Annotated in this window: 20 protein-coding genes; 11 read left to right on the top strand and 9 right to left on the bottom strand. The window is 47.7% G+C overall.

The features are described 5' to 3' along the window. Positions 1-10 precede the first annotated feature (10 nt). Complete coding sequence (locus tag K3T83_RS44550; protein WP_220209589.1) at positions 11-766, bottom strand: SDR family NAD(P)-dependent oxidoreductase; 756 nt, start codon at positions 764-766, stop codon at positions 11-13. 195 nt (positions 767-961) lie between these two features. Here K3T83_RS44550 and K3T83_RS44545 point away from each other — a divergent pair, with 195 nt between their 5' ends. Further along, positions 962-1,849 carry a LysR family transcriptional regulator gene (locus tag K3T83_RS44545; protein ID WP_220209588.1) on the top strand — a complete coding sequence of 296 codons (888 nt, stop codon included), beginning with the start codon at positions 962-964 and terminating at the stop codon, positions 1,847-1,849. Between the two features lie 275 nt (positions 1,850-2,124). On the opposite strand, the gene K3T83_RS44540 is transcribed toward K3T83_RS44545, so the two are convergent. Together K3T83_RS44540 and K3T83_RS44535 are read right to left on the bottom strand one after the other, a co-directional pair. Beyond that, entirely contained in the window at positions 2,125-4,164 is a 2,040-nt protein-coding gene (locus K3T83_RS44540; protein ID WP_220209587.1) for a serine hydrolase, read from the bottom strand. Positions 4,165-4,404: 240 nt separating this feature from the next. Further along, positions 4,405-4,899 carry a hypothetical protein gene (locus tag K3T83_RS44535; RefSeq protein WP_220209586.1) on the bottom strand — a complete coding sequence of 165 codons (495 nt, stop codon included), beginning with the start codon at positions 4,897-4,899 and terminating at the stop codon, positions 4,405-4,407. Positions 4,900-5,268: 369 nt separating this feature from the next. On the opposite strand from K3T83_RS44535, the gene K3T83_RS44525 reads away from it, so the two are divergent. Together K3T83_RS44525 and K3T83_RS44520 are read left to right on the top strand one after the other, a co-directional pair. Continuing rightward, positions 5,269-6,383 (top strand): IS3 family transposase gene (locus K3T83_RS44525; protein WP_373324673.1). Its coding sequence is split into 2 segments (ribosomal slippage): positions 5,269-5,532 and positions 5,535-6,383, totalling 1,113 coding nucleotides; the frame shifts between segments, so codons are not numbered across the junction. Positions 6,384-6,711: 328 nt separating this feature from the next. After that, positions 6,712-7,200: a P-loop nucleotide/nucleoside kinase family protein gene (locus K3T83_RS44520; RefSeq protein ID WP_220209585.1), complete on the top strand. Its 489-nt coding sequence runs from the start codon at positions 6,712-6,714 to the stop codon at positions 7,198-7,200. 329 nt (positions 7,201-7,529) lie between these two features. On the opposite strand, the gene K3T83_RS44515 is transcribed toward K3T83_RS44520, so the two are convergent. Next, on the bottom strand, positions 7,530-7,898 hold the full coding sequence (locus tag K3T83_RS44515; RefSeq protein ID WP_220209584.1) for a hypothetical protein: 369 nt from the start codon (positions 7,896-7,898) through the stop codon (positions 7,530-7,532). 497 nt (positions 7,899-8,395) lie between these two features. Between K3T83_RS44515 and K3T83_RS44510 the strand changes: the two genes are divergently transcribed. After that, positions 8,396-8,587 carry a hypothetical protein gene (locus K3T83_RS44510; protein ID WP_220209583.1) on the top strand — a complete coding sequence of 64 codons (192 nt, stop codon included), beginning with the start codon at positions 8,396-8,398 and terminating at the stop codon, positions 8,585-8,587. Between the two features lie 113 nt (positions 8,588-8,700). Here the strand turns inward: K3T83_RS44510 and K3T83_RS44505 are convergent, their stop codons facing one another. Continuing rightward, positions 8,701-8,862, bottom strand: a complete 162-nt coding sequence (locus K3T83_RS44505) for a hypothetical protein (RefSeq protein ID WP_220209582.1) — start codon at positions 8,860-8,862, stop codon at positions 8,701-8,703. A gap of 511 nt (positions 8,863-9,373) precedes the next feature. On the opposite strand from K3T83_RS44505, the gene K3T83_RS44500 reads away from it, so the two are divergent. The 3 genes from K3T83_RS44500 (at position 9,374) to K3T83_RS44490 (ending at position 11,506) form a co-directional block, all read left to right on the top strand. Next, complete coding sequence (locus K3T83_RS44500; protein WP_220209581.1) at positions 9,374-10,249, top strand: S8 family serine peptidase; 876 nt, start codon at positions 9,374-9,376, stop codon at positions 10,247-10,249. A 5-nt stretch (positions 10,250-10,254) separates the two neighbouring features. Continuing rightward, positions 10,255-10,470 carry a hypothetical protein gene (locus tag K3T83_RS44495; RefSeq protein ID WP_220209580.1) on the top strand — a complete coding sequence of 72 codons (216 nt, stop codon included), beginning with the start codon at positions 10,255-10,257 and terminating at the stop codon, positions 10,468-10,470. Between the two features lie 160 nt (positions 10,471-10,630). Next, positions 10,631-11,506: a cyanobactin maturation protease PatG family protein gene (locus K3T83_RS44490; protein WP_220209579.1), complete on the top strand. Its 876-nt coding sequence runs from the start codon at positions 10,631-10,633 to the stop codon at positions 11,504-11,506. A gap of 2,188 nt (positions 11,507-13,694) precedes the next feature. On the opposite strand, the gene K3T83_RS44485 is transcribed toward K3T83_RS44490, so the two are convergent. Continuing rightward, positions 13,695-14,492, bottom strand: a complete 798-nt coding sequence (locus K3T83_RS44485; protein WP_220209578.1) for a hypothetical protein — start codon at positions 14,490-14,492, stop codon at positions 13,695-13,697. Positions 14,493-15,290: 798 nt separating this feature from the next. Continuing rightward, positions 15,291-15,428, bottom strand: coding sequence for a hypothetical protein (locus K3T83_RS44480; protein WP_220209577.1), 138 nt, complete (start codon positions 15,426-15,428; stop codon positions 15,291-15,293). Between the two features lie 429 nt (positions 15,429-15,857). Here K3T83_RS44480 and K3T83_RS44475 point away from each other — a divergent pair, with 429 nt between their 5' ends. The 3 genes from K3T83_RS44475 (at position 15,858) to K3T83_RS44465 (ending at position 19,988) form a co-directional block, all read left to right on the top strand. Beyond that, positions 15,858-16,703, top strand: coding sequence for a toll/interleukin-1 receptor domain-containing protein (locus tag K3T83_RS44475; RefSeq protein ID WP_220209576.1), 846 nt, complete (start codon positions 15,858-15,860; stop codon positions 16,701-16,703). A gap of 98 nt (positions 16,704-16,801) precedes the next feature. Further along, on the top strand, positions 16,802-18,007 hold the full coding sequence (locus K3T83_RS44470; protein ID WP_220209575.1) for a toll/interleukin-1 receptor domain-containing protein: 1,206 nt from the start codon (positions 16,802-16,804) through the stop codon (positions 18,005-18,007). Positions 18,008-18,746: 739 nt separating this feature from the next. After that, entirely contained in the window at positions 18,747-19,988 is a 1,242-nt protein-coding gene (locus K3T83_RS44465) for an IS110 family RNA-guided transposase (RefSeq protein ID WP_220209574.1), read from the top strand. A gap of 356 nt (positions 19,989-20,344) precedes the next feature. Here the strand turns inward: K3T83_RS44465 and K3T83_RS44460 are convergent, their stop codons facing one another. Both K3T83_RS44460 and K3T83_RS44455 read right to left on the bottom strand, forming a co-directional pair. Then, complete coding sequence (locus K3T83_RS44460) at positions 20,345-21,175, bottom strand: sigma-70 family RNA polymerase sigma factor (protein WP_220209573.1); 831 nt, start codon at positions 21,173-21,175, stop codon at positions 20,345-20,347. A gap of 70 nt (positions 21,176-21,245) precedes the next feature. Beyond that, positions 21,246-21,833 (bottom strand): hypothetical protein, encoded by a 588-nt coding sequence (locus K3T83_RS44455; protein WP_220209572.1) that lies wholly within the window; start codon positions 21,831-21,833, stop codon positions 21,246-21,248. Positions 21,834-23,082: 1,249 nt separating this feature from the next. Between K3T83_RS44455 and K3T83_RS44450 the strand changes: the two genes are divergently transcribed. Further along, a complete protein-coding gene (locus tag K3T83_RS44450) occupies positions 23,083-23,547 on the top strand; it encodes a toll/interleukin-1 receptor domain-containing protein (RefSeq protein WP_220209571.1) in 465 nt (154 codons plus the stop codon). The last annotated feature ends 18 nt before the right edge of the window (positions 23,548-23,565 follow it).

The raw sequence follows: 23,565 nt of genomic DNA, 5'->3' as shown, positions 1-23,565 counted from the left end.
TCAAGCGTCATTACAGGGTGAGGCCTGAATCGACGATGATTATCTGGCCGGTGATGCTCTCGTTGCGGGCTAGCATGACGTAGGCGGCGGCGACGTCCTCCAGCCTTGTTGCTTGCTTGAGTGTGGCTTGCTGGGTGGCTGCCTGGATGTATGCCGCGCTGAATGTGTCGTTCCAACGTGTCTCCATAAAACCGGGGGCGACGGCGTTGACGCGAATGTCGGGCCCAAGGGCGGTTGCCAGACATTTGGTGAGATGAATAGTTCCGGCTTTGGAGACCGAGTAGGCTATGCTGCTCCCTCCACTGGCGCGGATACCAGATATGGAGGCTGTATTGATCACGTGTCCTCCACCATTTTGTCGCATGAGCGGAACCGCTGCTTGCGTCATGAAAAAAGGAGCTTTGGTGTGCACGTTCAAGACGGTATCCCAATCCATTTCTGTCAGCGCCTCTATCTGAGGAAAAGGAACAGCTCTCGTGATACCAGCATTATTAATCAACAGATCAAGGCGTCCGAAGTGCTCTGCGACATCTTCGACCATCCGCTTACTCTCGGTCACGACGCTTGGTGCGTTTAAGTCTGCCTGAACAGCCTGCGCTTTGACACCCAGGTCCTGCAACATCGTGACAGTCTCAAAGGCGTCACGCTCGGAACGTGAATATCCGACAGCGACATGCATCCCTGCCTGTGCCAGGTGTCGGGCAATGACGCGCCCAAGGCCAGTGCCTCCACCTGTGATCAAGACTACTTTTCCTTGTATATCCATATTTTCTCTCCTACTGACTTTGCATTTCCGACTAACCATAAAGCCTTGCCACACCTCTGGATCATCATTGATAGCTATCCAAAAGTCGTCACACGGATAATTTGCTTGCGCTCCATCACTATAACAGAGTATGATATATCGAACAACACAAAGTATTCGAAGCAAACATTCATCTTTACTGATAGTTGGAGGATTATGGATCTACGACATTTGCAGACGTTCAAGGTGATTGCGGAGATAGGTAGTTTTGTTCAGGCTGCCGAGCGACTGCAATACGCGCAATCAACACTCACATTACAAATTCAGCAACTTGAAGCGGAGCTCGGAGTCGAACTCTTTGATCGCCAACGGAGAAAAATCCAGCTTACCGCCGCAGGACACACGCTTCTCATCCACACTCAGCATGTACTCAATCAAGTCGAGCAAATGCAGCAGGATCTCTCAGATCTCGCCGCAGGAGAGAGCGGCACGTTACGTGTGGGCATGATCGAGCCAATAGCACGCCTCTATCTTATGCAGGTCATGTGCACCTTTCGTGAGCGCTATCCCCGTATCCGTCTCACAATCGAGATCCTGAGCACAAACCGCACGCACGAACAACTCATAGCCAATCAGATTGATCTAGGCATCTCAACGCCACCACCCGCCAACGTAGGACTCATCTTCGAACCAATCCTGACCGAAACGCCTGTCCTACTACTCCCCAAAAACCATTCTCTACTGCAACAAGACGAGATCTTGCTGAGCGATCTATGCGCTGAATGCTTGCTACTCACGGATCCGCCCTGTGCCTATCGCACGGCTATCGAGCAAGCCTTTATGGCACGCGGACTTCCACTGGCAATTGGCATTGAGATCGGTAGTCTCGAAATCATCAAGCAAGCCGTCCAGCAAGGAATGGGAGTCGCAATCATGCCTAAATTCGCCACATACCATATTCCAGACGACACGGTTATCCGACATATCAAAGACTGGAAGCTGCATATGCCTCTTGGTCTCATCACCAGAGAAGTTCCGCTCCCACAAAGCAAGGCGATACAAGCGTTCAGCTCCCTGTTAAAACAGGCCGCCGCAGACGCTTGAGCAGCGGCTTGATATCTACCAACAGGACACTACCGCACAACAGAAACAAGGAAAGTAATTGCTGACAACCATCCATTTCCACGCAGGCTCATCCAGAACGCAGTGGGAGAAAATAGGAGCATTGAGCGGGTCGTCCCTTGCTGAGATCTCGATTCCAAATCGCTTGGTCGCCCGGCTCATTGTACACATTTTTCCGCTGCGTTCTGGGGTTTACACTGTGCGGTCAGGTCGGTAGCAGGCTGGCCTATCTATCACCCAGTTCACAATGTTTTTCGCTACGCAATGGGCACACGATCAAGTTGATTGTTGATCCGTGTGGCCAGGCCTTCAGGGGCTTTCTTGACATCTGGTGCCCAGTCGCGAGTGTTGAAGACAAAGACCCAGTCAACACCATCGGTTCGTGAGTATGCCCATGAATACGCACCGGGCGTGCTGCCAATACGACCGTTGTTGGCAGCACGCGGACCATTGCCCCAGACGGCGTGCTGGTGAATAAATTGAGTCAAGGCTGTAGCGGAGGAAGCTATTCCGCATGAACCAGCAGCAACCTCTTTGATCATGCCATCACCACCGTAGACAGAGGGAACCTGAAGTGTAGAGGTCAGATCGAGTGGACTCAGTCCCAGGCCCTGATCCTCGCAGATTGCCTGATTGGCAGGGCGCTGTTTCGCCAGGGTGGACGAAAGCAACACTTCTGTAATGTTGGCCGGTTGTAGCAGGGTCTTCTGCACATAGCCGAAAAAGTCCATGCCTGTGACATGTTCTACGACAAGGCTTAGGAGATGATAGCCATAGTTGGAGTAGATGCCGTTAATATTAGGATCAGGGCGAGGATTAGGAACCGTCCCTGGCTGGAAGTCGAGCTTCTGCGCATACATATATTGGGCAATATCCAGCTTGTTCACTGGCCGACCGAGCTTTTGCTTGATGGCAATGTCACGCATTGAGTATGTCGGATCGCCCGACTTGGTCGAATCGAAGCCTCCCTGATGATCCAGGAGGTTCTGGATCGTGATCTGATCGCTCCGTGAGTCAGCCGGACCGGAAAAGCCAAGCAGCGGGTAAGCAGTGGTCGTTGGGGTTAATTTGTTGGCATCATAGAGTGATTGAATAGCGGCGGAAGTGAAAATCTTGCTGCAACTCGCAAGCAGGAAGCGATCAGAGGGTTGCACCCGACGATATCCGTCCTCCGCCCAGGTATAGGCACGCGCTAGCTTCGTCACTCCATTTTTGGTAATGGTCAATTGACCTGCACGAATACCATGAGTCTGCATGAAGTTTTTCATAAGGTCGTCGAAAGCGCTCAGCGTTGTATTGGGCGCGCCTGCCACAGACCAGATACGAGACTCGGGGGTGGTACGTCTGGCAAAGATGGCGGCATAGCGCGTTTGGTCACCTGTCCCTCCACCCTGGAGGCTGATGGGGAAGAAGCCCTTCGCCTTTTGCGCGTCGAACTCGGCCTGATAAGCGGCTGCGGTCAGATTGTGACGAGCAGTCCAGGGGCCGACGCGATCATCGCGAAAGACTGAACAATAGACCTGATCATTAGAGAGCGTTACATACGTCGGACGATGGTCCGACAATGTATATCCCGGTAATTGAGTCTCGGCGTTAAAGGTGTTCTGGTAATCAGTAATAGATTTCGATGGATAGAACTCCCACTTTGCATAACCAGGGTTAGCATGCCAGATGGCGGCATAGCGGCGATCAGTGGGAGTACCGTAAATGGCGACTGAGAATAAGACCATCTTCTGATTAGAGGCGTCCAGATTGTAGTTTTGCAACGTCCCCGCAGTTTTCTCATCCCCGGCTACCATATCGTGGTGTGCTATCCAGGCCCTGTTTATCCCTTGCTCGAAGATCGCAGCAAAGACCGCATTTTGTGCCGGGCCGGTTGCTGAAACGACCATTGGCACATACCCTTTGGCTTTCCATGTGTCAACAAATGCCTGGTAGCCTGCTTTGTCTACTCCGTGAATAGCTGCCCTGGCTGGGCCTGGACCCTGCAACCAGACAGCCGCGTAACGAGGATCGGTAGGATCTCCGTACACGCTCACCGAGATCATGCCATACCCCTTGCCAGACAAAAGATTAAAATTGCTTTGATGTTGACTGCCTGTAACCCCATAATAACTTATCCAGGGGTCTGCACCTGCTCTCTCCGCATCTGTCGCTGCCAAGGCGAACGATGGAAAAGAGACACTAGCCAGAACTGCACCGGCCAGCCCAGCCGGTGCGACACGCGTAAGCAGCTGCCTACGACTGATGCTCGATCCGTAAACACCATGTTTTTCTTCTTGAGAAGACCGGTCCATAGAAATCTCCCTTACATACTGACTCTCACTCACTATTCCTACAATCATCAGTATATATATCAGTATATATACTGGAAGAGATTTTTCCTATGGCACAATCTACTCCTAAGCTGTGTCCTCCATCACAACCTTATCATGAGAGAACCATCCCTTCATCTCTATAGATTCTCAGCATAAATGATTCTGGCTCACTTTTGGATACGCCGGTTTTCTCTTGGTGGCGACCGAGGGCCGAAGTCATCACTTCTCCGACGATGCCTTGATGCGCTCAAGTTCGGTGTGGACATCGATCTCTTCACCGGCGAATTTGAAGAGTAAGCGCATCGCGGTTTCGTCGGAGAGCCAGCCCTGTTGACGGGCAGTGACCAGGGCAGTGACGAGAGCATTGACCGAACTGGCGAGCTGCTGATTGTCCTCCACGTCGATCTCGGGAAAGGTCACGTCATAGCTGCTATCGCACTGCCTGTCGAGCCGTCCCGCCTGCTGTGCCTCGGCGATGACGCGATCGAGCATACAGCAGATAATGCGCCGGACCAGGCGCTGGCGGCGTTGAAATTTGAGCAACGTCGGCAGGCTCATTTCAGCCGCCGTTGCCCGGTTGCCTTGCGAACTGTCGCTGGAAAACTGTACACCTGTGAAAATGACGTTCACCCTCGCACGGGAAAAAGGAGACTCAGAGGAGGGAGGAACGCTGTTGGTGCGAGAGTTCTCTCTTTTCTGATCAGGGGTAGGCACCCAGGCTGAGAGAACCATCAGCAAGGAGTGTATCAGGCAGCGGTCTCCTGTCTGGTCCTCGGTGGGTGGAGCGAGTCAGATCCCACCGAGAAGATGAGAGGAACCCTCGCTTTTGCGGAGAGGGTGCCAGTCTCATGAGAGGATCTGCTTCGATCCGTTGTGAAAAGCGGCTTTCTCGGGAATGACGGCCTCGCTCAAGAGAGCCCGAGAACGGAGCAAGCGCCGGAGTTTGTCACAAAGGGACGCGAATAGTTCAATGAGATCTTCTGGTGAGACTGCTCCCCCTCATATATATGGAGATGATGTTGGGCTTGACGGATTTTCTTGGAGAATGTAAACTTGAGAGAGAGCATCCACCAGGAGAGTATCATGCCAAAAGAGCAAAGAACGTTCACGAAGGAATTCAAACTGGAAGCGGTTCGCTTAGCGAGGACGAGTGGAAAACCTATGCTCCACATTGCCCGTGATCTTGGGATTGCCGACAGCACCTTGCATCATTGGTGCAAGGAATTTGCCCAGGCTGGGGAAAAAGCCTTTCCAGGCAGCGGAAATCCTCCAGCGCATGAGGAAGAACTGCGTCGTCTCAAGCGAGAGTTGGAAGTCACCCGACAGGAGCGTGATATATTAAAAAAAGCAGTAGCCATCTTTTCGCGCAACCAGAACTGAGTTATCCCTTCATCAAGGACCATGCTCAGCTCTATCCAGTGAGTACTATGTGCCGAGTGCTTGGGGTAAGTGTCAGTGGCTATTATGCCTGGCTGGGGCGAGAGCCAAGCGCACACGAGCGAGAAGATGGCATTCTCTCCACCCACATCCTGCGCATTTTTCATGCGAAGCGAGGAGTGTATGGAAGCCCTCGCATTCAGATGGAGTTGCGCGATCTCGGCCTGCGATGTTCGCGTGAACGGACGGCTCGCCTGATGCGTGAGATGGATCTAGTAGCCAAGCCCAAACGACGTTCGCCTGTGGGGACCAAGCGGCGCAAGGGAGTCACTGCCGCTCCCAACCTGCTCAATCGGAATTTCCAAACTGAGCGCCCCAATAGCAAATGGGTGAGTGACACGACCTACGTCTGGACAGGAGAAGGCTGGTGGTATGTTGCCGTTGTCTTGGATCTCTTTTCGCGTCTCGTTGTTGGATGGGCGATGGGACCACACAATGATGAGGAACTGGTCCGCAACGCCTTCGAGATGGCACTGCTGCGCCGCTCTCCTCCCAGAGAACTGCTTGTCCACTCCGATCAGGGCAGCACCTACACCGCTACTAGGTATCTCACCAGGCTCGCCTCCTTAGGCATTGTGGTCAGTATGTCAGCTGCGGGCGACTGTTATGATAATGCCGTCATGGAGAGCTTTTTTTCGACCCTCAAGGGCGAATGCATTGAGCGTTCTTCCTTCGAAAGCCGATCCCAGGCTAGACAAGACATCTTTGAATACATCGAATGTTTTTATAATCGGGAGCGTCGTCATTCCACGCTCAATTAGGTGAGTCCGACCACGTATGAAGAATTGATGTGTTGATTCTCAAGTTTCCTTCCTCCGAAAAACTCCGAGAAGCCCATGTATCTGGATCAAGAGGATAAGCATGTTCCTCATCACAACACCATCTCAACATTTCTCCTCATCAAGACAAACCACTTCTCGCCACGTGCTTGCCGCAGGTGGGAAGTGGCGCAAGAGGACTGGTGACGGATCGAGAGCTAGAGCCTGTTCGTGCTTCAATTTCGAATCCTGGTCGGGGAGCACATTTTTTTAGCCTCAACGCTTGTGCGTAGTTTCTTCATTTGATTGAGAACCTGGTATACTAACGTGTATGAAAAGAAAACCTATCGTGTATCTTATTTGTGGATTTATCGGCGCTGGTAAAACTACTTTTGCAAAGAAGCTAGAAGAAAAAACTGGTGCAGTAAGAATCACGAAGGATGAGTGGTCAATTCGTTTCATTGGAAACGATCCTACCATCGATGGATATGAGCAATGGGACCAGAAAATCTGTGGGTTCTCAAGGGATGTGGCATTCCAGCTTGCTGAGAAGGGTATTGATGTCATTATTGACGAGGGATTTTGGGAAAAAGAGCAACGAGATGAGATGAGAAGAAGAGCAGATACCATTGGTGCTCAGGCGATACTGTACTATGTTGAAACGCCGATAGAAACGATACGAGAAAGGGTTGTGGGAAGAAACAAGACTCTCACGAATGACTCGTTTCAGATTAGCCGAAAATTGTTGGATACGTATCTGATGTATTGGCAACCTCCTAGTGAAGATGAAGATTACATTCTCGCCGGTGAGATGAAATAACAGAGATCAATTCCTCTGGAGTGGGAGACAAGCAAAAAAGATGTCCGAGCAATCTGGTATACTTGCTCATGAAAACGAGCCTCTCGCAAAGCACCTTCTCCACGAGCTTTCTTGGCCGGTTCGCAGCGAGAGGGTAGCAATGGGCGGCTTCGCGAGTGAGCGATTGAAATTCTTGACTTTAGGCAGACACCAAGACAAAAGCCAACCGTAGCAATGGGCGGCTTCGCGAGTGAGCGATTGAAACACATCGTATTGTCTGATAGATAGCTTATGGCATTCTTGTGGTAGAGCGAGGCTTCGCGAGTGAGCGATTGAAACCTGCTATCCGTCTAAGCTTCCCCAATAATCGGCGGCGGTGGTAGAGCGAGGCTTCGCGCTTGAGCGATTGAAATCCCTACCAGGATCGTGACCAACCACATCACAATGGCAGTTGCAATGATGGGCTTCGCGCTTGAGCGATTGAAATCAGCCTGACCGTGTCTGGTCGGAAGGCTAATGATGAAGTAGCAATGATGGGCTTCGCGCTTGAGCGATTGAAATTGTGAATCTCGTATGCCGCCTAGCCATTTTCCACACGGAGTAGCAATGATGGGCTTGAGCGATTGAAATAAACTCATCGGCTGCGGCGTAAAGCCGCTCATCAGCGGAGTTGCAATGATAGGCTTCGCGCTTGAGCGATTGAAATCCCTGTTGGGCAACAATTGCCAAGTACCTCGTATGGCAGTTGCAATGATGGGCTTCGCGCTTGAGCGATTGAAACTCAATTGAGGCCGAGACCGGCGTGGCGTTGCACGAAGTGGCAAGAACGATTTTCGCGCTTGAGCGATTGAAACAGTCAGGAAGACCTCGAAAGAGGTAAGGCGTTACCTATTGTGGCAAGAACGATTTTCGCGATTAAGCGATTGAAATGCCCAATAGGTGTTGTTGCGTGTATTCGTGGTGGCATTGGTAGCAGATCTGAGGTTCGCGTTTGAGCGATTGAAACGCACGTATGTACGGCTTCACCCCACACGTCGAGCGATTGCGAGACGTGGCAAGAACGGTTTTTGCGTTTGAGCGATTGATCCATGAGGAAGCGCCGAGTCGTTGCCGGAGGTTCCTCAGCAGCAAGCGAGGGAGCGCCGAGCACGCTCTCCTCGCTCTCGGTTCAGTCTTCGCTCTCGCCTCTCCCCTCAACCAGGGAAATGCCTAGCAGATGAGCCAGTTCCTTCGTCGCCTCAATCACGTATCTAGCGATTTCGGGACGTGTCAGATGATAAACATGTTCCTCATCACAACGCCATCTCCATCTTTCTCATCATCAAGACGGACCATTTCTCGCCACATACTTGCAGCAGGTGGGCGCGTCGCGCAAGAGGGCTGGGGACGGGTCGAGAGACGTGCCTAGCGATGGAGAGCCATCCTCAAACATCCCTTTTGCTCTGTATTAATCGTTTTGCGTTCTCTTGCTCTTTCTGCTATTTTTTTAGGATGACGGCCTATGTCAGCGTCTACTACGAGCTAGCCTGCTGGAGCGAATCCATCTACCCACGAATGGTCGTCTCCGCGACCAATCCCAGATGGAACGGTATTCCACCTGGTTGGCTGACCAACCAGACGACAAAGTCGCGGATCGTCGCCCACATAGGCCGCGATCGCTTTGGGATCACGTGTGTCCAGCACCTCTCGGAACTTCTGAAAGATCGCCGGATCGTTATGGACATTTGTCGATTTTTTCTAATTTTCGCTCAAAAAGATTCTCCGACAAGATTGAGGCGCTAACTTCGGCATTTTCTCTGCTGTTTCCAAGAAGCAGAGCGTAAAGACGGGAGAGACTTGGCCAAGAATAGCTATTCTCCGACAAGCGTTCTCTGACAAGAAAAGAGGCCTCTCAATAGATCAAACAAATGATACGTACTAAGCAGAAATACAGCTAGTAAAAGGCTGTATTTATAAGTTATAATTATATAGGTTTAAAATGTATCTGTGACAAACAGCATGAAATGGTCACCAAAAAAGCTATCGGTTGTCCTCGGAATGAGGATTGTAACAAACTCAGACACAATCCTCACGGAAATGTAGGGTGTACGAAGGTTATACATAAGTTTGACTTTTCGTGCTTATTCCATTTTAGTTCGTGAGTTTAAATAATGTATTTTGTAATCCTATAGTAATCCTTATTGGATGAAATACCATGAACCCTTTAGATTTAGTCAAGCTGACTACACTTATGGAACTGACTAGTGGTAGACCCGAAATCGTGATCGGACTCATGGATGGTCCGGTTGCTGCGAACCATCCTGCTCTTGCAGGTGAAAATATTCGCGGGATTCCTGGAAGTCTATCCAGTACATGCACGCCAAACAACAGCGCCGCGTGCATGCATGGAACCTTTGTCGCCTGTATCTTATGTGCTAAAAGAAATTCTCAGGCTCCTGCCATCTGTCCCGACTGCACCTTGTTAGTACGACCCATCTTTGCAGAGATGGCTCTGGGGAACGGACAGATGCCGAGTGCAACTCCCAAGGAACTTGCATCTGCGATCATCGAATGCGTTGAAGCAGGGGTGAACGTGCTGAACTTGAGTGTTGCTCTTGACCCACCATCAACTACAGGTCAACGCGAATTAGAAGAGGCTCTAGATTATGCAGCCAGGCGTGGTGTGATCACTGTTGCGGCGGCGGGCAACCAGGGAATGTTAGGCGGATCTGCTATCACACGACATCCGTGGGTCATACCGGTTGTTGCCTATGACCTAAGAGGAAGGCCTATTGGTGCATCGAACATGGGAAGATCTATTGGGAGACACGGATTGGGTGCGCCGGGTGATGATATTAGTAGCTTGGGCATTGATGGTAAGTCTGTCACAGTGGCAGGAACGAGTGTCGCAGTTCCTTTTGTCACAGGAGCCATTGCGTTATTATGGTCAGAATTCCCTACTGTAGGGGCTGCTATGGTAAAATTCGCTATCACACAAGCATCCACGCCGAAGCGAACAACAGTGGTTCCTCCTTTGTTGGACGCCTGGGCGGCCTATCAATTTATGACGGAGGCTCATTTGAGGAGGTAAATGATATGAACGAGGAAGAGACAAGGTATGAGTCCACTAAGAAAAGCAAACGTCAGCCTTATCGAGTACGCTTACCTGGATTCATCACAGATAAGGAGGTTGGCCTTGGCGACATTATCAAGCATACCACCTCTTATGTAGGCATTGCGCCTTGTGGTGGTTGTGCGCATCGAGCTGCTAGGCTCAACAACTGGCTAGTTTTTTCGGGGAAGCATCCATGAAGATAACACTTCTAGACTTACATTCTTTGTCTAGTGAACATCTATCGGCCAAGTGGAAGTATCTGGTAACTGGAACCTGTTGATTGTCCGTCTACAATTGTTGACGGACAAGTGACCTACTGCTTACTGAAGATCTAAATCCGCAAAAAGGAGTAACCTTATGGAGCCAACTGAGGCAATATCCTCTTCGCAGACGGGAGCAAAAATATGTGCCAACTGCGGAGGCACAGTTGCAACTGGAGATCGTGGAAGGACCAACCCTTCCTACATCTTTGCATTGGGACAAATCACAACGCGGTTTCCAAGCTTGGGACTGGAAAAAGAATTTGCTCAGGCGGCTGGGCGGGCTGATGTTGAAGGGCAGACAGATCGGCAGGTCTTCCAGTCAGTTCTCTTGGAGCAATCAAACCGCTATCTGGCGCGTCAACTCTGTTGGATATTCAGCATTGAAGGTCTGGAAACATATCTCTTGCTTCCACGCGATTCAGCAGACACTGATCAGCTACTAGATACTATCCGTGGCGAGCCGCGCACGGGAGATCTGGATATGGTTATTGGTATGCGAGGACCCATTGCTCCACCAGAGACGTGCAATGGTCTTCAGATCCCAATTGTCTTTTTCGACCAGATCTATTCCTTTGATCGTGATTCACTGCTTCGGTCGATTCCTCGGCCAGAGACGATACCTGCGGACCAAGAGGACCAATTTCGGTTAGCAGCGGGAGAACTCTTTGACAGAATCCTCCAGTTAGCAGATAATGCAGGTGCAGCAGACGAGCATCGTGCGCTCAACTATCTGGCTGTCCGCTATCCTGTTATCTACACCCAAGCTTCTGATGCCTTTGGGCGAAATTGCTCATTGACCGGAGTAGATGTGCGCCTTTCACGCCTCAGTGGCACACGAAAAATCGTTGATGTAATTTTCTCCTACACCCATCGCACTACAGATGTCACCGAAAAGTTCTTTGTACGTGTGGATGTTACTGAAGAGTTCCCGTTCCTCGTCACCAAGTTGTCACCATACTATGAGCGTTGAAGTCGAAAGTTCAGGGAAAAGGGACATAGGAAATGAACAAAGCAAATGTACCAGGATTTACGGGAGAAGCATCACTCTACAGAGCTAACAATTGCTATCATATAGATGACATGTATCAATGGGCTGAGCAAAAGACCCACCCCGCCGACTATATCGATCAGAGCTGTTTAGCACGCTGCCGAAAAGACTGCGGCGTTGAGTGTGCTGATGTAGGATTGGGTTTGGGTAAGGCAACGTGCATTCGGCGTTGTGCAGAGGAAAATTCTAAATGCGATGAAGCTTGCACGCGCCCTGGCTCGCCACCGTCTCCCCTTTGCGCATCTGGCATCCAGTGCGGTGGAATCTGTTGTCCTGAAGACTACCCAATTTGTAATACTACTGCTGAAGGACCTGTATGCTGTCCATCCTATTTTCCATATGCGGTGAGGTGTTTGGGAAGAAATTATTGCGCAGCACAAATATGGCCCTTGTGTACATTACGATAACACCATCTAGCCAATCGAAACTTAGGGAGACCCGATCAGAAACGAGTGTTGAGATCCATGCACTCTGCATGAATACAGGGAGAGTACGAGGGGAGAAAGCGATATGTCCAGCACCCATTTTTGAATGGTCTCCTATGGAAACCATCGAGCGGATATCGCTGAAAAGTTCTTTATGTGTGCAAATTTGACTGAGGAGTGACCTTCCCTGGTTACTGGGATTTCACAATATTTTGACTGTTGAATGTGAAGATGAAAGGATACAAATGAAATGAAGAAGATACCTGGATTTACTGCGGAGCGATCATTAGGTAATGGGCATACACTCGATAACCTATACCCTTACAAAGGCACTCCGAACCATATGCGTGCAACAGATGTCATCACCCCTGCTTGGTGGAGCATCATGAGGTGCGATTTAGGACTCTGCGTGGTTACTTGCGAGGAAAATGAGGCTGCGAAGGTGAGTCGCTGTGATACCTATATATTACCATAAGGAAAGACTGGAAGCCATTCAAAAACAGATACCGACATTACTAAAGTCATATATCGGTTATAAGGAGATAGAGAGGCGTGTGCAGCACCCATTTTTGAATGGTCTCCTTCCTCGCTCTCGGCTCACTCTTCGCCCTCGCTGAGGAGAGAGGCGAGGGAGATCCCAAGCAGCTCAGCCAATTCCTTCGTTGCCTCGACCACGTAATGAGCGATTTCGGGGCGAGTGAGGTGATACGCATGTTCCTTCTCAAAACACCATCTCAACATTTCTCATCGTCAAGACAGGTCCCTTCTCGCCACGCGTTTGCAGCAGGTGGGTACGTGCAAGAGGGCTGGTGACAGATCGAGAGCATATACTCAGCGATGGGGAGCCATCCTGAGCATCCCTATTGCTTCGTGAAGGCCGTTTTTTCCTCTCTCTGCTCTTCCTACTTTTTATGAAGTTTGACGTTTTTACTGGATTCTCTCAAGAGCAACACCTCTCAGACGTGGCACACCAAACGGAACAGGGCTGTCTCTCTGTGAGCCAGGCATCATCGTTTCTTGAGAGATGCTGTAATAAGTCGCATTGCCCTTGCCGCCCACCTCTCGTCAAAAGCCGTCAACGTCGAAGAGAGGTGACACATTCCTTCTGAAAGATCAAACGTTGGTACATATGATGAAGCGAAACCTGGCAAGTTTAGAAAATTTCAAAATTTGTTGCTCCACGCTTCAGCAATCTCTCATGTGATCTTCCAGCGGGAGTGAACCATCCTCAGCATTCCTCTTCCTTCGCGCTGATCGTTTTGCGCTCTCTGTGCTCTTCCTGCTGTTTGCTCTGGAGTGACGGCTTGGCAGTTGACACTTCCTGGTGGTAAAGTTGATGATCCCTCCTTCTGAAGGGATACTTAATCGGGCTGCAACAGAACTAAGAGAGGAAACAGGTTAACAAGCAGGTAAAATTGAAAAGTTATTGGATTTCTATAGTCACCCTAGTTATGTTGCTCATAAGGTTCACTCGTTTATAGCATATGACTTGGAGTGGAACCCATTGAAGTTGAACAATCAGGAAGTGATTAGGGTATTAACTTTTCGCTTAGATGAGGCATTAGATGAGACGAAGAAAGATTATCGCTGTGACCCCGAGGCGGCATTTGCGCTTTGGTTGTATGCTGCGAAAGCGAAAAATCTTTGATACAAAACAGCTAAGAGAGTCGTGTTGAGTAGATTTGCTAATTCTCTTCTTTATTTTTTTCTGACTTATATTCCATTAAGTTATCTATTATCTTATCCAGCTTTCTCTGTCTTCTTTCTTCATCAAAATATTTATTAAGAAGGTCTACTGCAAGAATAACATTTTGTAATTTTTTTAAGCTTTCAAAATATCTATCCATTTTCTTCGATGCCTGAGAGTTAAAAGTGAAAGCTAATCCTCCAATAAGTTCAGTAATAGCTGCTAATATTCCTGTTAAATATGATATAGATATATCAGTGGATTTAAAGAAAAAAGTAGTAATAACGAATATTGCCATTATCACTACTCCAATAACTATACCGGCTATACTGATGATAGAAGAAACAATTGCTTGTCTTTTTGCAAAGATATAATATCCTTTCATTTCATTAAGCTGTATTTGGATAGGCCCATATAGATCAACATCCCCAACTTTTGAAAGATCTGCGATTAGCTGCTCATTATTTTTGTCCAGATCTTCAATTTGTTGTTGATATTGTCTTCTTCCCTTTTGATAGGCCATTAATGATATTATTATTGTAATCACATAAACTGACACTATTACAATAATATATAAACTGAACGGATCAAGTTTAGATGCATCAATATTTGTTATTGTAGAAATTAAAAGCAGCGCAGTTGCATTTATTAGAGCTACATTTCTAAACGCATTTTTTAAAATATTAGTGCTTGATTTGACATAAAATCTTGAATATAAATATATTAAGAAAGTTAAAATAGTGCTACTTGTTATTATTATTTCGAAAACATTGAGTTGTGAATAAGAAAGTGACATTGCCATCTCCTTATGCCATAAAGTACCGATAGATATTATTTTAAATACAATAGAATATTATATTATAGAAAGCATTTCTGTCAAATTAAGCATGTTCTTTCTATGTTGCTTAGTATGTAAGTTTCTATGAACCTGTCTATTTAACTCCAAATTTGTATTTTATGTAAGATATGTTCACAAATTCCTACTTATATTATGCTGATAGCGTGTTATAATTTTAACAAGGTATAAGTACCTGCGTGAGAGTGGGTAAAATTATTCAGTTAGTCTTATGAGTACCTGTCTCTTTTGAGCATGTGTTTTTGATCAGTTGTGTGAACTGGCTTCAATGGCTGTTTTATAGCAAACAGCCGGAGTAATTATAAGTATATGCCTTCCAAACAGGCTACGTGGGAGCAAGCCTTTTCGCGACTGAGCGATTGAAACTCCCCTGATTTACGGGAGTCTCCAAGAGAGGCGCGGTGGCGAGTACCTTTTTTGCGACTGAGCGATTGAAACTTGCATGATTATTGTGCAGAGTGTGAGCGGTTGGAGTGGAGTACCTTTTTCGCGATTGAGCGATTGACCTATGGGGATACGGCTTGAGTCTTCTGAGGTAGTGCAACAACACAATCGGAAGGAAGCAAGGCAGGCCAAGCGAGGGGATATGCAAAAACGTCCTCCTCGCTCCGGGTTCAGTCTTCGCTCTCGCCTCTCTCTTCAGTGAGGGAGATGCTAAGCAGCTCAGCCAACTCTTTCGTCACAGAAACAACGTAATGTGCAATTTCGGGACGGGTCAGATGATAAGCATGTTCCTCCTCAAAACACCATCTCAACATTTTTCATCATCCAGATCGAGAGCATCTCGCCACTGGCTTGCAGCAGATAGAAGTCGCGCAAGAGGGCTGCTGACGGATCGAGAGACGTGCCCAGCGATGGAGAGCCATCCTCAAGCATCCCTCTCCATTCGTGCTGATATTTTTGCGCTCTCTACTCCTCCTGTTTTTTCTGAAGTGACCCTCTGCACCTCTTTCATTGAATTATCATGTAGCACTCTTTTTACATCTAAAATATGATATTTCGTGAAAATGAGCCAAGGCCACATTGGCGGCCCTACACACTGGAAGGACCACAGCACGTCTATCGTCGAGGGTCGCAACGCTTGTTGCGCGACTTGAAACAGGAAAAGGTGTAACGGCTTCATGCTTGCACCCCTTCTGCCCAAGGCCGATAGACAAAGAGGAACCAGACCGTAATCCGTGTAGAGAGCACACCACGTAGTACTGTCTTCGTGGTGTGAAGATTGAACGAGTCAAAATTGAAGCTACGATTGCCAATCCATCACCTGTACTATATACTCAAGAGAAAACGGTAGGGGTAGGCGATATGGCAAATGAAAAACATCTTGAGATTATCAAGCAAGGTACAAAGGTTTGGAATGAATGGAGAATAAGGCATCCAGGGATACAATCAGATCTCAGCGATGCCGACCTCCGCGGTATCAACTTCAGCCGTGCCAACCTTAGCCGTGCTCACCTCAGCGGGACCAACCTCAGCCGTGCCAACCTGGGCGATACCAATTTTGCAAACGCAATCGTTAGATGGACGATCTTTGGAGATATAGATCTTCGTAAAGTCAAAGGACTTGAGAGCATCAAGCACGATGCGCCATCGACTATCGGGATGGATGCCCTCATAAGATCAGAAGGGGATATCCCTGTATCGTTCCTCAAAGGTGCAGGAGTATCGGATAGTTTGATTGAGTACGCTCGGTCCCTGATAGGACGAGCCATCGAGTACTACACCTGCTTTATTAGCTATTCCAGTTTGGATCAGAACTTTGCCGAGCGTCTCTATGCCGACTTGCAAAACAAAGGCGTGCGCTGTTGGTTCGCTCCTCACAATATGAAGATCGGTGACAAGATCAGACCACGCATCGACGAGTCTATTCGCATATATGATAAATTGCTCCTGGTCCTCTCTGAGCATTCGGTCAATAGTGCTTGGGTAGAGAAAGAGGTGGAGACAGCTTTCGAGAAGGAGAACCGCAACAAGAGTCTGGTGCTCTTCCCGATCAAACTGGATGAAACGGTGATGCACACTAATCAAGCATGGGCCGCTGATATCCGTCGCATGCGTCATATTGGGAATATGAGCCAATGGAAAGATCATGATGCCTATCAGCGAGGGTTGCAACGCCTGTTGCGTGACTTGAAACAGGAAAAAGGATAGCTCTTCATGCTGGCACCTCTTGACCGATACCGACAACACAAGGGCAACCAAGCAGCAATCCCATGTAGGGAGCAACCACGTGGTACTGACTTCGTGGTGTGAAGATCGTACGAGCTAATATTGAAGCAACGATTGATGATCCATCTCCATTGCTGTATACTCAGGAGAAAACAGCAGAGGCAGACGACATGGCAAATGCAGAACATATGGGGATTATTCAGCAAGGGGTAAAGGCTTGGAATGAATGGAGAGAGAAGCATCCAGAAGCAACACCTGATCTCAGTTTTGCCAACCTCAATGGTGCTCACCTCAGTTTCGTCAATTTCGACAATACCAACCTCAGTTTTGCCGACCTCAGTTTTGCCGTCCTCAGCGATGCATCTCTCAGGAACGCTGACTTTACCGATGCTCTCCTCAATCAAGCGAATCTCAATGACGCCAACCTCAACAATGCTCATCTCAATGGTGCTAACCTCAGTAGAGCCACCTTCAATCAAGCCACCCTCAGTTTTGCCAACCTGAGCTTTATCAAATTCGAGAATGCTGATCTCAGCAGTGCCAATCTCAGCAATGTCGATCTTAGCAATGCGAACTTCTACAACACCAATCTCATTGATGCCACCCTCAGTGGTGCTAATTTTGCAAATGCACGTGTTGCACGAACGATCTTCGGAGACGTGGATCTTCGTGAAGCCAAAGGGCTTGAGAGCATTAAGCATGAAGGGCCATCGACTATCGGCATAGATACCCTTATGCGCTCGAAAGGCGACATTCCTGCTTCATTCCTCAAGGGTGCAGGTGTCTCTGATGAGTTGATTGAGTATGCGAAATCTCTGGTAGGAAGGGCCATCGAATACTACACCTGTTTTATTAGCTATTCGAGCCAAGATCACGCCTTTGTAAAGCGGTTGCATGCCGACCTGCAAAACGAGGGGGTGCGCTGTTGGTTCGCCCCCGAAGATATGAAGATCGGCGACAAGATCAGACGCAGCATTGATGAGTCCATTCGCCTCTATGATAAATTGCTCCTGGTCCTCTCGGAGTATTCTATTTTCAGCCAATGGGTGGAGCATGAAGTAGAAATGGCGCTGGCAAAAGAACGCAACACGAAACACACGGTGCTGTTCCCTATTCGAGTGGACAACGCCATCCTAGTGATGAACCAGGATGGGTGGCCTGCGGAAGTGTGCCATACGCGAAACATTGGCAACTTTGAACACTGGAAAAACCACGACCACTATCAGAACAGTTTCCAACGCTTGTTGCGTGACCTGCAATCTGGGAAGACCTCCAAAGGGGAATAAGGTGCCGTTGGTCTGAACGTGTTCACGCATCCAAAAAGGAGAGGCATGTTTCCCGCCGCCATATCGAAGCAGAGAAGGTCGTATGCTTGCTCCGTATTGCCACGAGGGACACAAACACAGCAACGAGAAGGCCATTCCCCCTTCTGGTCGTTGCTCTTCACGAAAGAAAAGATACCCATGAGCCATGCATGTCATCACGTCACACACCATCAGCTGGGCGGTGGCATGTTCGTTTCGGGGCTACTGATGAGTAGCATCCCATAAGCCTCAGCCTCCTGATCGGAGAAGTCGAACGCCTAGCTTGTTTCCCTGTTCTGGGTTGCCCTGCTTCACCGAACAATGACTGTAATTCAGGGAGAACATCCGCTAATCTCTTTAGCGGCACGAGGAAATTCGCCGGTCAGATGAGCCTGAACATATTCCGTGTAATAGGCCTTAAACGTTCGATAGTGGGACTGGTGAAGTCTCAGGAAAGAGGATGAAAATGGATGAGGGGTCGGACAGCAGCGCGGGAACGAAGGCAGAGCAGGCCGATGAGGTATAGTTGAAGTGGAAGCGGCGAGACGAGGTCGACCATTGGTGCTCTCTCGAATGCGCTGGTGAAGCTGACCCTGGTGCGTCTAGCAGAGCTGATTGCTGCCACGAGGTGACTCGTGAGCGCGTGTAGGAAACTTGTGTTCCTTTCGCACCTCTCGCCGACGTCCTTTCTGTTGTCAGTCTAGGAGAAAGGAAGTCGAGGATGCAAGTGCTTTTTGCCAGTTGTGCAGGATTGGATGTGCATAAAAAGACAGTGGTGGCTTGTCTGATGCTCACTCAGTCAACGGGCGAGGTACGCAAGCAGGTACGCACCTTCGCCACCACCACCGAGAGCTTGTTGGTTCTCGCTGACTGGCTGACGAGTCAGCAGGTGAGTCACGTGGCACTCGAATCGACGGGGATCTATTGGAGACCCATCTTCAACATCCTGGAAGGAGCCTTCAACGTAGTGCTGGTCAACGCTCAGCATATGAAGGCCGTTCCTGGACGCAAAACCGACGTGAAAGATAGCGAGTGGCTGGCAGACCTATTGCGACATGGCTTACTCAAGGCCAGTTTCATCCCTCCTCAATCCATCCGTGATCTGCGCGATCTGGTCCGCTATCGCAAATCGCTCATTCAGGAACGTACGCGGGAGATCAATCGGGTACAAAAGGTGTTGGAAACAGCCAATATCAAGCTCTCGTCAGTAGTCAGTGATGTAGTAGGAGCCAGTGGCCGGGCGATGATCCAGGCACTGATCACGGGAGAACAGTCCCCTGAAGTACTCGCCGAGCTGGCACGGGGTTCCTTGCACAAAAAGATCCCTCAGTTACGCGAAGCATTGCTCGGACGCGTCGATGCCCATCATCAGATCCTGCTCTCTCACCTTCTGAGCCACGTCGACTTTCTGGATCAGGCGATTGCTCGCTTGTTTCTACAGATCCAGCCCTATCTGCGGTCCTACGATGAAGCAGTAGAACTCCTAGTGAGTATTCCAGGGGTGGCAGCCGAAACCGCTGCCTGCGTCTTGGGAGAAATCGGGGTGGACATGAGCTGTTTTCCTAGCGCTGCCCATCTGGCCTCATGGGCAGGGCTATGTCCAGGCAATCGAGAGAGTGCAGGCAAACGGCTCTCTGGCAAGACTGCTGCTGGCAACAAACGCCTGAAAGCGGCCCTGGCGGAGGTCGTCTGGGTGCTTGCTCATATGAAAGACAACTATCTCTCGGCCCAATACCATCGTCTGGCTCGGCGTTTGGGAAAGCCCAAAGCGGTGATCGCAGTCGCCCATAGCCTCCTTGTCATCATTTACCATCTGCTCCGCGACAAGCAACCCTATCAGGATCTTGGGGCGACCTATTTTGAGACGATGGATCGGGAGAGGGTCGTCAAGGGCGCCGTGCGTCGGTTGCAAGGCTTCGGTTACACGGTGACCTTGCAGCCTCAAGAGGAGGTTGGTGCCTGACATCCACACGCTTCTTTCTGTAAATACGGCTCCTGTTTCTCCTTCGGGTTTTCCTCCCGGAAGGTTGGCTTCTGATTCTCTCTTCATCCCAGGGATTTATTTTCATAGGAAAATGAATGAGAATGGTCATCACCTCGCTTGGGGCAATTGCCTCCTCGCTCGCTCACGCTGGTTGCCTGCTACAAGCAAACAGGTTTTCCATTGCGGTGTAAAAGTGAGCATGAGATCATCGATATCACAAAACAATTCGAGTCCCCAGATCCTTCCAATGGAGGATAGAAGTTGTTTGTCTAACTTCTATCCTCACTCATCAGAGTGGGATCTCTTTATCCAGAACTCACGTTAAAGAGTTTTTTTTATGCCATGTGCAAAAATTTTTTCCCTCGATTTATTTGAGATTTAATTGTACCAACTGAACGGCCAAGTTTATGTGCAATCGCTTGATAAGATAACTCTTGTTGGTAATGTAAAGACATAACTGTTTGATACGGTTCTTTTAGCTGATCAATATTCTGAATGAATTCCTTTTGTATAGTATTCTTATCTTTCTCATCTAAAAGCTGTACAGTACTCTCCGCAGAGGATTGTTGTTCCTGGTAAACTCGATGAAAGTACTCTTTTACTCTATTTATACGTCTTGCAACGGTCTTTTCACTGACACCTAGCGTTCCTGCGATCTCTGAAGACTTTTTGTCCTCAATGTAATACAGTTGGAATAATTGGCGAAGCTCTTCGTCCAGTGTATTAATAACTGTCTGTATTTGTTCTTTCTCTTCTACATATCTCTCGAAGTTTGATTGTCTATTATCCGATGCTAACAAAATTTCTTGCTCAACTTCCTCATCCTGAAGAGACAACGTTGACAGTTGCCGTAATTTTATCTGGCGTTTGTATTCTCTGACAACATTTTTCGCAATTGCGAAAAGCCAACTCTTAAAATTGGCTCCATCTTTAATATCTCCTAAATGATGAAATGCTCTGATGTAAGTTTCTTGCATAAGATCATATACGATATCTTCGTCATATACCAATCGATATATATATCTAAAAATTGCTTTTTCATATTTCTTGTATAAAATTTCTAATGACTGATTATCTTTTTTCTGTGCAGAATATACTAATATATCATCTTTGGTATCCAAAGAGAGTCTTGGTGTATTCGGTGTATTTTCGTTTAAATGCGTCATTATTAGTTTTGTTGCCTTAGTAAGCAAAGATAGGAGGAGGTTAACAACCATCCTATCTTTGCCAAGAATACTACAGATTAACCCAATTGATATCGTTCTCTCCCAAAGGAACAGGAATTGGCTGATAAATATCTTCCCAAATCATATAATCACCTGGGGGGAGATTGTTGAAACACGCAACATAGATAAACTCAGAATCTACCCGTTTGCTCTGAATCAACGCTTCTTTCGTTTCGCTCAGTTGATCTCTTTTATCGGGGTATTGTTCCCATGTTATACGAGGTGTCGCATGGATTTTGTGACCCACGAACCGACTTTCAGCGAAAGCAACAATCTTGCCATTGAATAAAGTTGGGTTGATAGTGTTCTTCTGATCCTGGATAAACCGCTTTCTTACATCCGGCAGCGCTGGAATACTGTTTACTTTCTCCTCAACGCTTGTTTCACGGATTTCCTGCATTTGTCCATTATTCGCAAATAACCATGTAAGAAGAGAAATGAAGCAGCTAAACAGCGCGATAATTCCTCCTGTCACATTCAACCACACAGGTGAATTCGGAATAACGCCCAAACCAGCCAGCACCAAAAACACGCCTATTATCAGAGCGATCCCAAGAGCAACCCGGATGATAACAACTCTTTTACTGGGTGAGATCATTCGTGAAATATTCCTCCCCATATCCAGGAACAACAAGAGAACCCCCAATGCAGCCAGAGGCAGAAGTACAGTTCATAATATACCTGCTTTCTACGACAAAACTAGTAATCATAAGGTATAGTTAGATGAAACCTTATGTCCGAAGAAATTTTCAGAAAGAGCAGGTAGGAGATGATAGGAGGATGGTTTAGCAAGATGTATTCTACCTGCCCTATCCTATGTGTTAGTCTCAAGCGCTGCTCCATGACCTGCCAGATCTTTTTTTGTTACATTGCCCGGTATTAACACATAAGGCTGGAAAAGCCTAGAAGTTATATACCATGTTTCCTTTTTTTTTGCAAGAGTACTATATTATAACAAGTAAGCAGTATTACTAGTGTTTATTGATCTTTGTAAATTTATATATTTATAAATACAAATATTAATAAACCCATTTTTGGGACAATGGACACACTGTAATATTTAACGGATCAAAATAACTCTTTTTTTACTTAAAACTCTTATTTCCACTAATTTTATGAATTTTTTTTCATAAAACTCATGATGATTAAACACTTAAATGAAATTTATTTAAATTATTAATGAAATGCAACCATCTTGTCCTTTTTTCGTTAGATTATTCATCGTATTTACTGGAAGATACTTTTCGTAAGTATTCATTTTCAAAAAAGAAGTAAGCTAGTTGACTTGCCCTATCTTGTGTTAATTCTTTGCGCTGCTCCATGACCTGCCAGTCTTGCAACCTGGAATACACATACTATAGTACAATGATACGCAGCTTACTTCTCTTTTTTCCCTTTTATTCCTTTCTTGCTTGGAGCTATAGAACATTCACAATACGTCATCTTGATTAAATAATGAGTAAATTATTGATAGTCATAAGTAAATTACCTTATGCAAGAGCTACACACTTCACTACTTCAGGATGATCTCTAGTGCTTCACCGTAAACAGCAGAAAACAAGTGTACAGAGATAGCATGTGCATATCTATTTCCAGTTTCAATCTCAGCAGAACTACAAGGTCCATTGTTGGATGGAAACTAACGAATATCTCTACTCTCTGACTAATTGTAAAAGCAAAATTGCGTTGTTCCCAGGTGAGTGCCTTACTAAATTCAAATAGATGGACTTCTTTTCCAATTATTCTCCGTCCCTGCAACTGGAGGGCTGCTTCATTTGTACGGCTGGAGTGCCTTCCACGAGGGGGCAAACCAGTGACGCAATAGCGTATGCACCCCAGATCTCTTCATGGCAGACACGCATGCGCTTGCCGCTCACCCCATTGAGGACTCCACCTACTTCATGAGCTATTCGAGCAAAGATCAGGATGGCGTTGAACATCTGTACGCCGTCCTGCAACACAACGGGGTTCGCTACTGGTTTGTCCCTCACGACCTCGCAATTGACAACACGTTCCGTACATGTATAGATGAGTCCATTCGAGTGCATGACAAGTTGTTGCTGGTACTCTCTGAGCATGCAGTGAACAACCCGTGTGTGGAGAAGAAAGAGGTGGAGACGGCTGTCGAGAAGGAGCACCGCAGCAAGAGTCTGGTTCTCTTTCCTATCAAATTGGATGAGACGGTGATGCACACCGATCAAGCATGGGCCGCTGATATTCGCCGTATGCGTCATATTGGCGACCTCACCAGATGGAAAGACCAAGATCCCTATCAACGAGGATTGCAACGGCTGCTGTGCGACTTGAAATAGGAAAAGGCGTAACGGCTT

Source organism: Reticulibacter mediterranei (assembly GCF_016587455.1).
The sequence above is the reverse complement of the archived record's forward strand: the minus strand, read 5'-3'. Positions and strand labels throughout refer to the sequence as shown.